A 13,725-nucleotide genomic window follows, 5' to 3' on the forward strand; every position below is an offset into this window, starting at 1 on the left:
ATGCAAAACCGTTTTCAGCGGATGCAGATCAACAACTGCACTTTTGCCAATAACACTACCAATGCCACCCTCACCAGCGTAATAGGTGGTGCCGATATCAGGAATCTGATCTCTTATAACCCCGAAACGCCTTACGAGCTTTATATATTGAACTATACCAGCACGGTAGCGGGAGTCTTTATCGAATTCACCTTGCCCAAGAAACCTGAGGCGCATCCTGTGCTTGATATCTTCAACATCCTGGGACAGAAGGTGAAAACCATCCGTTTAACTGAGAGCTACAATAACCTTATGCACAAAGCGGGACTTTCAAATGATGTGAAACAAAACGGGGAGTTCTATTCCACTGTTTGGAATGGTAAAGATGACAATAACAGACCGCTTGCTTCTGGAACCTATATCGTTATGGTGATGGCAGACCAAATGGTAGCTACTACTAAGATAACGATTATCAAATAGCGATTTATTTACTGACGAAACTTAAGTGGGTTTCCAGCTTGCTGCAATTATTTAATGGCTGTCGTTTTCCTGCACTTCAAAGTGGAGACAGCATAAGAGCTCATATCGTATTCAGCAGAAGATACACTGTATCCATGATCGGGAAGGCTCATTACCCCTTCTTCGTTTATCATTTTAAACCGAAGCTTAAACCACATATCCTCTTCAGACCGTATCACATAAGCAGCGATCAGGTTATTGTTTGAGTAAGCCGTAAGATATGGGTCCCATATTTGGGCATCGGAAGCCAAAATATTACTAGCTCTTGAAAATCAAATAATCTGCATTCTACCCCTAATATCTGCCCGAAAATATGACTATGCTGAGAAGGAGTTGATTTGTTTTTTGCATGGAAAAAAAGAATCTCGGGGGCATGTGTCAATCTTAATATACACCAGTTTTGGCACTTTAAAGTGCACCATTTATCATCTCAGTTGAAGTATTCCGACGGAGCTTTGGAGCGTGACAGAAAAGAGAGCTCACAAAAACCACTTATCCTCAATTTGCAATTTTCGGTGACTATTTAAGAGATGATAACTGAATTTGCGAATTAGGGATTGATGTTACTTAGATAAAGAGGAATGCCAAGCTTCATTTTTCTGTTGACAAAAATCCAGCTTCTTAGTTAATAGTTCTTTCAAGTTTGAGCGGGAATAGCTCAGTGGTAGAGCGCTACCTTGCCAAGGTAGATGTCGCGGGTTCGACCCCCGTTTCCCGCTCCATTTTGAGGCGACATAGCCAAGTGGTAAGGCAGAGGTCTGCAAAATCTCCATCCCCGGTTCAAATCCGGGTGTCGCCTCCAAGCTTTTTACTTTGAACCTGAGAAAGATATATATAGAGATCTCCAGGTATTTCTAATAAGTGCCGGAGTGGTGGAACAGGTAGACACAAGGGACTTAAAATCCCTCGGGTGCAAGCCCGTGCCGGTTCAAGTCCGGCCTCTGGTACCATTATTTCAGCGGGAATAGCTCAGTGGTAGAGCGCTACCTTGCCAAGGTAGATGTCGCGGGTTCGACCCCCGTTTCCCGCTCCATTTTTTTATGACGATAAAAGCAATAATATTCGATCTTGATGGCACTCTAATAGACTCAATGGGTTTATGGCGCCAGGTGGATGAGGAATTTCTTACATCCCGTGGAGTAGCTGTACCCGAAGACCTATTTGATAATCTTCCCCAAGGCAACAGTTTTATTCAAACCGCACAGTATTTTAGGGATCGCTTTGGCCTTGGCGAATCCGTAGAAGAGATAATGCAAATATGGACAAATCTGGTAGCAGAGCATTATAGTAATTCTATTCAACTAAAAGCCGGAGCAAAGCAGCTATTGGAATTGTTGTCGCAAGCCCATATACAGATAGGTCTTGCCACTAGTAATTCGTATGAGTTGGCACGGAAGGCACTCACTTTTAATGGTGTTTGGCAACATTTTGCTTGTGTCTCCAGTGGAGATATGGAGCTTAGGGGCAAGCCATTTCCCGATATATTTCTCAATTGCGCCCGCTTGCTTAAGCTAGAATCATCTCAGTGTGTTGCCATCGAAGATACTCTTAGCGGTGTACAGGCTGCCCAAGCTGCTGGAATGCATACTTTGGCCATTTATGATGAAGACAGCATTCGCCATCACGAACAGATTAGAACGGTAGCAGATGCGTTTTGCCAAAATTACAAAGAAGTATTACAAGAAATTCGAAAACTGAGAGTAGAGATATGAACTTATATATAGAGATTGGTGCATACGGTAGTGGTAAAAGCGAATATAGCATACACTTAGCGCGCAGTTTAAACAGCACAGGCACAAAGGTTTCCTTAGCCGATCTGGATGTTGTAAATCCCTATTTTAGAAGCCGCGATGTAAGAGCTGAATTTGCACTTGAGGGAATTGAAGTGATTGCCCCGGAAGGGCAGTTTTCCCATGCCGATTTACCGATGATCTCTCCTCGCATCCAAGGTGCAATAGAAGATTTATCCCGTATAGTTATTCTGGATGTGGGTGGTGATCCTGCGGGCTGCAGGACATTAGGCAGATTTTTGGATCCAATCACCAAACGCGGTTATCATATGCAGCTTGTTATAAATACGTCTCGTCCCTTTACAAGCAACCCAGATGAGATCAGCACAATGATCAATATGTTAGAATCTGCTTCCAAGCTTAAAGTAAGTGAGCTTATCTGCAATACAAATCTGATGGAATTCACAGATCAGGAATTGGTAGAGCACGGAATCGAGATGATAGCAGAAGTGGCAAAAGCTAAATCGCTAATATTCAATAAATACCTTGTTTTGGATGAGTATAGCAACAGAATCTCACAGGGATTAAAAGGGAAAGAGCGGATTGTGATGAACTATACGTTAAAAAAGCCTTGGGAACGGCTACTAATGAAAGGAATATAGTTCGTCTTCGAACCAAAAAGATAAACTAATCCGGCATTGGTTCTATGTTTTTTTCAAGGATATATCTGTCCATAAGCACATATCTCTTAGTGCCTTAGGGATATTGTGGGAATCTGCCGGTTTGTTGATATTGAGCATTAAAGCATAATCTGATAGATCAATAGGTGATTTGTGGAGGATTTTCTCTAATTTCCCGCTTGTTTGTTCAATGCTTTAGGCGATCATCAGCCATAGTTTATCCAGAGATACTCCCGTCTGCTACGAAGATCCTTACTTGAATCTTGGTTATGAGTGGCTTAATGTTATGAGGCAAGAGATAGCCATAGAATAACTTTGCACATCAGATATGCTTATCAGTTATAAAATAAGTCTCATAAAACTAAAGCTTTACAAAACAGCACTCATCAGAATTATGGCCAAATATTAAGAAAAAAGGATCTTACAAACTTGACTAAATTCACTGACATGACCCTTCCCGAGCCCATCTTAAGGGCGGCTCACAATCTTGGTTTTGAAAACCCTACTCCCATACAAGAAATTGTAATCCCATGGCTTATGGATAGTAACAGCGATTTAATTGCTGTGGCTCAAACTGGAACCGGAAAAACCGCTGCTTTTGGATTTCCACTCTTAAGTGCTACAGATATAGAAAAAAGCGAAGTACAGAGCATTATTTTGTGTCCTACTCGCGAGCTATGCCTTCAGATCACCAAAGATCTGGAATCTTACGCCAAATATATGACTAGAATTCGCATTGCTGCAATTTATGGAGGGGCTTCCATCATGCGCCAAAAAGACGCCCTTAGAACTGGTATTCACATTGTGGTAGGCACTCCCGGCAGAGTGAACGATATGATTCGTCAAGGAGCGTTGAAGTTGGAACATGTCTCTCGGCTAGTTCTGGACGAAGCGGATGAGATGCTGAATATGGGCTTCAAAGAAGAGCTTACTCAGATTATGAGCCACATACCGGCAGAGCGGCAAACCATGCTTTTTTCTGCCACAATGCCCAAAGAAGTGGAAAAACTCGCTTCTGCTTTTATGCAAGATCCCCATCGTTTGAGTGTGGGTAACGAACACAAGGGTGCAGAAAATATCCTACACTATTATTACAAGGTTCAAGCCAGAGATAAATATTTGGCACTTAAAAGAATAGCGGATATGAGTCCTAATATATATGGCATAGTGTTTTGTAAAACGCGTAAAGAGACACAGGAGATTGCCGATAAACTTCAACATGATGGATATAATGCCGATGCTTTGCATGGTGATCTTTCTCAAGGTCAGCGTGAATTGGTGATGAGCCGTTTTCGCAGCCGATTTGTTCCCTTACTAATAGCTACAGATGTTGCAGCCAGGGGCTTAGACGTTGATGATCTTACTCATATCATCAATTTTCAAGTTCCTCTAGATCCCGATATTTATATCCATCGCTCTGGCAGAACAGGACGAGCAGGTAAAAGCGGAGTATCAATAACTATCATGCACAACAAAGAGATTAGTGCCTTGAGAGCTGTAGAAAAACGTTTGGGACACCCCATAGTATGGCAAAAAGTGCCAGGGGGACGCGAGATCTGCGAAAAACAGCTGTTTCATTTCATAGATGGCGTGGAACGGGTTGAGATTAACCAGGATGAGATGGAATCCTTCATGGGCAACGTCTTTAAAAAGCTTAGCTGGATGACCCGGGAGGAACTGATTAAAAGATTTGTGGCAGTAGAGTTTAACCGCTTCCTGAACTATTATAAGGATATTCCGGATTTAGACAACCTGCAAAAGAACTCCGCCAAAGAAATAAAAGATAAACGTGGATTTGTATTTAGTACATTTCGCTTAAGTATTGGCTATAGCGCAGGCCTTAGCAAACGTGAGTTAATGAAATACATCAACAGCTTGCGTATAGGCAGAGGCATCGAGATTGGCAGGATAGATATTTTTGGCGATTACAGCTTGATAGATTTGGATTCTCGCTACGAAACAGATATGCTAAAAGCAATAGAACGAACAAGCTACAAAACTCATAATGTTCATGCGAGTATAGCTCCCCGTCATAGACAGAATTCCGATCAAGCAGCCGTAAATGCGCCCAAATTACGTAGTAATAACGCCAAGAAAAATCTCGGGGCAGAACGATCCGGCAAAAAGAGAAGCTTTTCAAAAAGTAGAAATCAATCCACAGATAAGCCTGCAAAACCCCGTAGAAGCCGATAAAAATATTGACATATATCTTTTAGAAATATATGTTGAAAACATAAATATATAAGGAGTTAACATGAAAAAGATGATCATTTTGCTTCTCGTGATGGTTGCTATTTTCGCATTAGCTGCCTGCGGAAACAAAGCAGAAAGCACAGCAAAAGCATTCTTTAAGGCCTTAGAAAATCAAGATTTTGATGCCGCCAAAAAGCTTTCAACCGATGAAGGACAGCAGCTTTTGAATTTCTTGCAAGAGTTTTCCAAAAATGCCAGTGAAGATCAGCTTTCCGAGCTTAAAAACACTCGCTATGAAATATTGGAGACCGTTATCGAAGGCGACAGCGCAGTAGTTAAATACAAACAGTGGAACACAGAAACACCAGATAAGATTGAAAACCATGATCTGCAAATGCAGAAAGTTGATGGTGCATGGAAAGTTCATTTTGTAAAGGATGACGTTCAAAAATAAATTCATGCTAGCCCTTATGGGCTTTATTATAGCAATCCTATTAGTGGGCTCTTCCCAAAGCGGAGGAGCTCGCTGTTTTTGTTCTCCCCAAGCTCCACTATGCGTGGTAGATAGCGTGTCATTTGAAGAAGGCGATATTCTTTTAAGGCGCGGCAATTCATTTATATCCAGCATGATAGTGCAGGCCTTTCCCCATGGCGGTGGCATGTCTCATTGCGGCATATTGCTAAAACGACAAGGAACCTGGAAAGTTGTGCACAGCATTTCGGGTAGAATTTCGGATCTGGAAGGCATTCGCATAGAACCGCTGATGAGCTTTGTAGAGCATGCCCGAGATGGCGAAGTAAAGCATATTAAACCCCTCTTTGCTGTTAAACGAGAACGAATAAAACAGGAAAGCCTACGGCTACTTGCGCAAAAGCTACCTTTTGACCATGAATTCAATTTGAATGACCCATCTAAGATGTATTGCTCGGAATTAGTGCGTGCTGTGTATTTGGCAGGAACAGACCAGGATCCCTTTATCTACAAGGAGATTGGCGGCAAAGCCTTAATCGACATGGCATCCTTTTTCTGGCGAGATATGTGGCAGGAGCTTTAGCGAGTGGAGTTAATCTGCAATCTGTCCCTCTCATAATAGATTTATACATATATTCATCACTAATAGCTTAATACACGTTAAAGGCATCGTAAGCAATCGTGGATAATCCTGTATTCAAATCCAGTTCTGATTGCTACACTCAACTCTTGACACTAAACGGTGTTTATTAATATTTGTTCAAACAGTATTTTTGTGGAGCTTGATATGAATACATACATCAAAGACTTGCTTGATTTTCTGGGCAAGGGGAACTCTCGCTTCCCCGCCAGTATACAAATAGTAAACCGCTTGCAATCTGCGGGTTTTCTCGAATTGGACGAAGCAAAGGCTTTTAAACTGAAAAAGGGCGGCAAATACTTCATACGCCGTATGGATACTGCTGTGATCGCTTTTATTATTGGTTCAGGCAAGGTGGCTGAGCATGGTTTTAACATGGCGTCCAGCCATATTGATAGTCCCAGTCTGAAACTAAAACCGGAGAGTGTGAAGTTTGATGGTGATGTTTGCCGGATCGGCGTGGAAGTGTATGGCGGTCCTATCGTTAGCACTTGGACAGATCGTGAATTGGGCATCAGCGGACGCGTAATAGTTAAAAACAAAAATACTTACAAAAGCCACGTGATAGATTTTGAGAAGGCTCTGGCAATTATTCCCAATGCCGCCATTCACATGAATCGTGAGATCAATAAAGGCTTTGAATACAATAAACAGACTCATCTGCAGGCTATCTTGAGCGTGGAAAAACACGATGGTAATCCTCTGAAAGACTTGGTTGCCAAGCATCTGAAAGTGAAGAAAGCCGATGTGGTGGAAATGGATCTGTATCTTTACGATATTCAAGAACCACACTTAATCGGTTTGGAGGATGAGATCGTGGTAAGCGGCAGACTGGATAACCTCGCTATGACCCACGCCATCCTGCAAGGAATCATGTCTGCCAAGGCTGGTGCAACTACTCCCATGGCAGTATTTTTTGATCACGAAGAAGTGGGCAGTCAAAGCCCACAAGGAGCATTTTCTTCGCTATTGGCAGAATTATCGGAGCGCATCGTGCTGGCGCAGACGCCCAACCGGGAGGATTATTATCGCGCTTTACGCAAGTCATATATGATTTCTGCGGATATGGCGCATGCTTACCATCCCTCTTATGCTGAGAAATATGACCCCAATTACAGTCCGAAGATGAACCAGGGTCCCGTGATAAAGCGTAATGCAAATCTTCGCTATGCCAGCACTTCGGATAGCAGCCTGCGGTTTATCGACCTATGTGCAGCAGTAGAAATAAAGCATCAGGAGTTTTTGGTGCGTAGCGATATGCCCTGTGGTAGCACGGTTGGTCCAGTTGTTGCGGCAAATCTGGGAATCCATACGGTGGACATTGGTAACCCGATGTGGGCAATGCACTCTGTGCGTGAAAGCGCTGGAACTAAGGATCACATAGACTTGATTAAAGTGCTTGCTGCCTACTATTCCGGCAAATGAGTTATCAACACTAAATCAGATTTATAACACATTAGAATATAATAAACGAGGTAAAAACCCCATGGCAACATTCAAACCCTTCAAAGCAGTTCGTCCGGTTCCAGACAAAGCACAGGCGATCGCTTCCCTTCCTTACGACGTGATGGATTCTGACGAAGCAAGAGCTGAAGTACAAAAGAATCCCCTTAGCTTTATTCATGTGGAAAAACCGGAAGTCGATCTTCCCGAAGGCATCGATCTGTATGATCCCAAAGTATATGCTAAAGCCAAAGAAAATCTGTATAACTACATCAACGACAGGCACATGATTCAAGACGAAAAACCAATGTTCTATATCTATCGTCAGACTATGGACGGTCGTTCTCAATTCGGTTTAGTCGGGTTGAGTTCGGTGGATGAATATATGGATGGCACGATCAAGAAACACGAGCTTACCCGCGCCGAAAAAGAAGCCGACCGCATAAAACATGTGGATACCTGCGATGCGCACCCTTCACCGGTGTTCTTTACCTATCGTCATCAGGAAGCGATTGATGATGTAGTAAGAAAAGTATGTGAAAACAAGCAAGCAGTGTATGACTTTGTTTCAGACGATGGCATCGGTCATACCCTATGGTTGATGGATGATCCATCCGATATCAAGGCCATAGAAGATGCCTTTGCTAAGCTGCCATATTTGTATGTGGCAGATGGACATCATCGTACTGCCAGCGCTGCTAAAGTGGGATTGTTGCGCCGTGAACAGTATCCAAACTATACTGGCGAAGAAGAATTCAACTATTTTATGACCGTTATTTTCCCGGATAATCACCTCAAAATATTCGATTACAACCGCGTGGTGAAAGATCTGAATGGCAATAGCAGTGCGGAATTCCTTACTAAAGTCAGAGAAAAATGGAACGTGGAAGAAGTATCGGCAGGCAGTAGTTTCAATCCTTCGCATTTACATCAGATGAGCATGTATCTCGATGGTAAATGGTACTTTATAAGCCCAAAGTCGGGAACATGGAACGAGAAAGACGTAGTAGAAAATCTGGATGTATCTATTCTGCAGAAGAATTTGCTGCATCCCATACTTGGCATCGAAGATCCCCGTACAGATAAACGCATCGATTTCGTGGGCGGAATCCGGGGCTTGAGCGAATTGGTGAAACGGGTGGATAGTGGCAAGGAAAAAGTGGCATTTGCCATGTATCCTACCTCTATGGATGAACTGATCGGTATTGCCGATGCCGGGCAGATTATGCCTCCAAAATCAACTTGGTTCGAGCCCAAACTGCGTAGCGGACTCTTTATTCACCTCTTGAAATAATGAAATTCTATATCGAAAGCCTGGGATGCTCCAAAAACCTTGTAGATAGCGAGCGCTTTGCCGCCATCCTGAAACACTATGGCTTTCGGGAAGCTGAAACAATGGAAGACGCAGATATTATTCTTGTTAATAGCTGTGCCTTCCTTGCGGCTTCATTGGCTGAATTGGACGATGTTCTGTGTGATATCCTCTCTGAAAGAAAGCCTAAGGCACATTTGGTAGTAACCGGCTGCGTGATGAACCGTGCCTATAAAGAATTTGCAGACTTGTTTCCCGAAGTAAACAAATGGATAGGGCTAAAAGATTTTGATGCCTTTGAGAAGTACCTGCTGCACTATGTTTTGCCCAAAGGTACTCTTTCTGTGGATCTCGCTTTGGGAGCTCGTGCCGCCTTACATAAAGATCAGTATGTGTATTTGCGCATAGCTGATGGATGTGAGAACTACTGTTCGTATTGCATGATTCCTTCGATCCGCGGCAAATTGGTTTCAGAGCCAATCGAAGCTTTGGTAGCGGAGGCAATAAGTTTGAACCATCGGGGAAGAGAACTGGTTTTGATCGCTCAGGATAGTTGTATGTACGGAACCGATCTCTATGGCAAAAAGTCTCTTCCAGAACTGATCGAAGCTCTGCACGCCATACCCGGATATGATTGGATCCGCCTGATGTATATGCATCCGGATCATTTTGAACCCGAGTGGACAGAACTCTGGAATAAATACCCCAAGCTGTTGCCCTATTTTGAAATACCCATCCAACATGCAAGTGATCGTATTATCCATCTGATGAACCGTAGGAAGGGGTATCAGGAGCTGAAACAGCTATTTGATTATATCAAAAAAGAAATACCGAAAGCTGTGTTCAGGACTACCCTGATGCTGGGATACCCCACTGAGACAAAAAAAGATAGGGATTTGCTGGATAGATTTTTAAAAGAAGTGGATATTCTTCATACAGGTGTATTTGGTTACTCACCGGAAAAGGAAGACTCCAGCTTGATATCGCAGGAAGAATTTGATTGGGATAGCGTTGACAAGTTGGAAACAGAGTATGCCATCAAAGCTGCCCAAGCCAAAGAAAGTAAGATGCAGAGGTTTGTAGGCAGCCGCCAGATGTTTTTACTGGAAGGCTATGATGACAATATGCAAGCCTACGTGGGCAGATTGTGGTTTCAAGCTCCAGAAATTGATGGTGTTGCCTACGTGGATAAAATCCCGGCAAACAAATGGCCTTTGTTTGAAGTAGAAGTAGAGGATGCGCTTACAGATGAGCTGTGGTGCAGCCTGGTTGAAGAACAAAAAGATAAGGATTTATAATAGATGAAGAAGATAGCACTTACCGGAATAAAACCTACCGGAATACCCCATATTGGAAACTTTTTGGGGGCAATCAAACCTGCATTGGAACTAAGTAAAAGCTGTGAAGCACGCTATTTTATTGCCGATTATCATGCCTTAAATAGCACTAAAGATCCCCAGTCGATCCGCAATATGACTGTTGAAATCGCCGCTGCATGGCTAGCTTGCGGATTAGATCCTGAAAAAGTGCTTTTCTATAGGCAAAGTGCCATCCCGGAAACGTTTGAACTACTAACTATTCTGCTGGCATTTACACCCAAAGGTTTGATGAACAGAGCGCACGCTTATAAAGCCATACTGCAAAGCAATGCAGAGGCAGGGAAAGATCCAGACGACGGCGTGAATATGGGGCTTTATACCTATCCTGTATTGATGGCGGCGGATATTCTGCTTTTTGATACCGATCTGGTGCCGGTGGGTAACGATCAGTTTCAGCATGTAGAGATGGCAGTGGATATTGCTCAAAGTTTTAACCATATCTATCAAACTGAGGCAATCAAGCTGCCCCAGCCTTTGGCTCATGAGACCGCTAAGACTGTTGTGGGCTTGGATGGGCGCAAGATGAGCAAGAGCTATGGAAACATCATTCCCTTGTTTGCTCCAGAGAAACAATTGCGCAAACTGATTATGAAGATAGTCACCAATTCCCAAAGCGTGGAAGAGCCAAAGAATCCTGATTCATGTAGCGTTTTTGCTTTATATAAATGTTTTGCTGATGAAGCGCAGATTGAAACTCTTAGGCAACGCTATTTGGCTGGGGGCATGGGCTGGGGACACGCCAAGCAAGAGCTGTTTGAGCGCATGAATGAAGAGTTGGCGCCTTATCGCAAACGCTATGAAGAATTGATTGCCAATAAAGACTACATCCACAAAGTGCTAAAAGAAGGAAGTGAAAAAGCCCGTCCTCTAGCCGCGGCAAAGATTCGCCAGCTAAGAGACATTATCGGAATGGACTAGTATCGTGGTTGGCTTGAAATAACATAATTCATGCCCAGCCCACCACCCTTGCAGTATGAGGCTTTGCCCCATGCCCCAATTATACCCCGGTCATTAATGCTTGTTATACAGGAATAAATATTGCATGTTACAAGTATAGATTACAAATAAAGTGATCAGGGGAGGATGTATGCGTAAAGCTATATTCTGCATTGTATTTATGGCTACGATCTTCTTGGCAGCCAATCCAGTAGAGCCCATGATTGTTCAACAGCTATGGTTCGACAACAATGATGAACTTATCATGCAGTTGGGTGAACAAAGTTTTTGGTTCTCCTCAGAAACAATCTGCATAGAATGCGATGGGTTAAGCATGCAAATCACCATTCCTGACGAGCAAGAAGGGGGATCCCTACCCGAGTTTAATCTAAGTGAGTTAATGCCAGGCATTGCGGCTACTCGTGAATCCGGCTCGGTTAGTATTGATCTTTCGTACGCCACTATTCACGAGTCCGTTTCATGGGGAGATAATTGGGATTGTGATACAGATGCACTGATAGGAACTCAATCGATCTATCAGTACCTCGATTCAATCCACACTCCAGATGGACGCATCTCAATGCCGGCTTGGGCAAAAAGCCCGGATCCAAGCCTTGTTTCATATTACAACTGTTCTTCACACTCTCAAGTAAGCATCTATGTCAAAAATTTGGAAGGCATTCCCATAGAGAACATTCCGGTTTACTATCAGGATCATATATTTGCTTATGGATATACCGATGGTAGCGGGTTATTTGTGCGTGACATAAACAGTCGCAACAGCAGATTTAGAGTATTTGCTCCAGATGTGCAGGATGTACCTGCTTTGGAAGCAATATTTATGGCGCAACCAGATGAAGTTTACAACTATACTGTAACCATAGATTACACCTCAAACACAGATCCCACACTTCCGGCCGTTATTGGTAAGTTTAGCCTTAAGCCGAATGTAATAAACAGTCAAGAGGCAATGGTTCCAGAATTCGATAAGAAGCTTGAACGCCCTGCAGTAATGAAACTTTATGATATCAAAGGCAGGTACATACAGAGTTATGCTTTTGTTCCGCAGCAAAGCTGGATTCCTCCAAGTCTAAGCAGCGGGATGTATTTTTTGCGCTTGATGGATGGGAAGAATACGTTGGGAACAGCAAAGTTCATTATTCTCAAATAGCAAAAGCGATTTATGACTAGCAGATACATAAAGAGCCCATCCACTGCTGTATCTCATCCTCGCGGAAGAAGTTAAAGAACTAAGGGAACGAATCTTCATGAAAGGTAAAGGGTGGGAGTTTGCTCGCATAGCAGGTATGGTCTTGTTCTTGTTCATAAATATTGGTTTATGGGCAAATTCAAGGATGTCAACCGACTTAGCTGCTAAAAGATTTACCTTTGAAATGGAAAATTTGCATTTTGATTTAAGCGATAGTCTCTTGGCTTTCGATGGATTATTTACTTTTTACAACATGCACAAAGAAAGCATTAACAGGAATATCTATTTCCCCATTCCTGTGGATGATAAACAAATGGATTACGAGGGTCTTTCGGTTACCCTTTTGGACAACAATGTTCCTCTGCCGGTTAAAAAATCAGCCAATGGCTTTTGGTTTGAATTAGAAATGGAAGAGCGAAGCATGGCGACAGTGCGAATTTGCTATCAGCAGAGATTGCTGGCTAAGGAGGCGAAATACATCCTGCTAACGGCAAATAGCTGGGGGAATCCGCTTACTTATGCCAAGTACCAAGTAAGCTTGCCAAGTGGAGCGCATATTATCCAATATCCTTTCCATAATGATGTAAAAAAACAAGTTATCGACGGGCAAGACCTCCGAATCTGGACTTTTGAAAACTTTGTGCCAGATCGAGATTTTCTGATCAAATGGGAGTAAGGTTTAGTTAACTTATCACTTAGCATTGAAACCGAATTATGCAATAACACGTTTTTAACGAGAGTAAACCTAAAATAGCGTTTTAGATGAGTTCTACAATAGTATTTATTTTGGGAAAAAGATTGAGATACTGCTAAGTAGCATATAACGGATAAAATCCCTGAACCGATCGAATCAATTCTGGGCTTCCACAAGACGCAAAAGATAACGTACTTTTCTCACAAGCGGGGTCCATAAACCCTCATTGCATAAACATAGGATTAGCGTGGGTTTCTCTTAGGATACAGCATTGGTTAAAGATAATGTTTGCCTAAAGCTAAGATATAAACAGCCTGAGACAATGGATGAGAGTTGAGCTAAACCACTATCTAAACTTGAGTGGAGTGTTCCGGTGTAGGCATAAAAAGTAAGCGCTAAGGGAAACTCATTGTAGAGATTGTTGCCATCCATATATAGAAAATTTATTTCTGCCCGAGATATCGGTTAGGTGGGCTTTTTCTGATCGGAATTATGCTCACTCACTACCCTTGTAGTATGTGGCTAAGCTCAATCCCCC

The 13,725-nt window shown here is 42.7% G+C and carries 12 protein-coding genes and 4 tRNA genes; all 16 read left to right on the plus strand.

Going from position 1 to position 13,725, the window contains the following annotated elements; genetic code table 11:
* A partial coding sequence (locus tag LHW48_05470) for a hypothetical protein (protein ID MCB5259913.1) occupies positions 1-459 on the plus strand: 459 nt, incomplete at its 5' end.
* A gap of 686 nt (positions 460-1,145) precedes the next feature.
* Positions 1,146-1,220: transfer RNA gene (locus LHW48_05475), tRNA-Gly, on the plus strand.
* 6 nt (positions 1,221-1,226) lie between these two features.
* A tRNA-Cys gene (locus LHW48_05480) sits at positions 1,227-1,300 on the plus strand.
* Positions 1,301-1,361: 61 nt separating this feature from the next.
* Positions 1,362-1,448: transfer RNA gene (locus LHW48_05485), tRNA-Leu, on the plus strand.
* An 8-nt stretch (positions 1,449-1,456) separates the two neighbouring features.
* Positions 1,457-1,531, plus strand: a tRNA-Gly gene (locus LHW48_05490).
* 7 nt (positions 1,532-1,538) lie between these two features.
* Positions 1,539-2,210 carry an HAD family phosphatase gene (locus LHW48_05495; GenBank protein MCB5259914.1) on the plus strand — a complete coding sequence of 224 codons (672 nt, stop codon included), beginning with the start codon at positions 1,539-1,541 and terminating at the stop codon, positions 2,208-2,210.
* Complete coding sequence (locus tag LHW48_05500; GenBank protein MCB5259915.1) at positions 2,207-2,890, plus strand: hypothetical protein; 684 nt, start codon at positions 2,207-2,209, stop codon at positions 2,888-2,890. Before LHW48_05495 ends, LHW48_05500 begins: the two co-directional genes overlap by 4 nt.
* A gap of 447 nt (positions 2,891-3,337) precedes the next feature.
* On the plus strand, positions 3,338-5,101 hold the full coding sequence (locus LHW48_05505; GenBank protein MCB5259916.1) for a DEAD/DEAH box helicase: 1,764 nt from the start codon (positions 3,338-3,340) through the stop codon (positions 5,099-5,101).
* 61 nt (positions 5,102-5,162) lie between these two features.
* Positions 5,163-5,555: a DUF4878 domain-containing protein gene (locus tag LHW48_05510; protein ID MCB5259917.1), complete on the plus strand. Its 393-nt coding sequence runs from the start codon at positions 5,163-5,165 to the stop codon at positions 5,553-5,555.
* A 16-nt stretch (positions 5,556-5,571) separates the two neighbouring features.
* Positions 5,572-6,156, plus strand: coding sequence for a hypothetical protein (locus LHW48_05515; GenBank protein MCB5259918.1), 585 nt, complete (start codon positions 5,572-5,574; stop codon positions 6,154-6,156).
* Positions 6,157-6,360: 204 nt separating this feature from the next.
* Positions 6,361-7,638: a M18 family aminopeptidase gene (locus tag LHW48_05520; GenBank protein MCB5259919.1), complete on the plus strand. Its 1,278-nt coding sequence runs from the start codon at positions 6,361-6,363 to the stop codon at positions 7,636-7,638.
* Positions 7,639-7,699: 61 nt separating this feature from the next.
* Positions 7,700-8,950, plus strand: a complete 1,251-nt coding sequence (locus LHW48_05525) for a DUF1015 family protein (GenBank protein MCB5259920.1) — start codon at positions 7,700-7,702, stop codon at positions 8,948-8,950.
* Entirely contained in the window at positions 8,950-10,266 is a 1,317-nt protein-coding gene (locus tag LHW48_05530) for a MiaB/RimO family radical SAM methylthiotransferase (protein ID MCB5259921.1), read from the plus strand. Before LHW48_05525 ends, LHW48_05530 begins: the two co-directional genes overlap by 1 nt.
* Before the next feature lie 3 nt (positions 10,267-10,269).
* A complete protein-coding gene (locus tag LHW48_05535) occupies positions 10,270-11,265 on the plus strand; it encodes a tryptophan--tRNA ligase (GenBank protein ID MCB5259922.1) in 996 nt (331 codons plus the stop codon).
* Between the two features lie 169 nt (positions 11,266-11,434).
* A complete protein-coding gene (locus tag LHW48_05540) occupies positions 11,435-12,454 on the plus strand; it encodes a T9SS type A sorting domain-containing protein (protein ID MCB5259923.1) in 1,020 nt (339 codons plus the stop codon).
* Positions 12,455-12,551: 97 nt separating this feature from the next.
* Entirely contained in the window at positions 12,552-13,169 is a 618-nt protein-coding gene (locus tag LHW48_05545; GenBank protein ID MCB5259924.1) for a hypothetical protein, read from the plus strand.
* Positions 13,170-13,725: the final 556 nt, after the last annotated feature.

The sequence above is a fragment of the Candidatus Cloacimonadota bacterium genome (genome assembly GCA_020532355.1).
In the GTDB taxonomy this organism is placed as follows: Bacteria; Cloacimonadota; Cloacimonadia; order Cloacimonadales; family Cloacimonadaceae; genus UBA5456.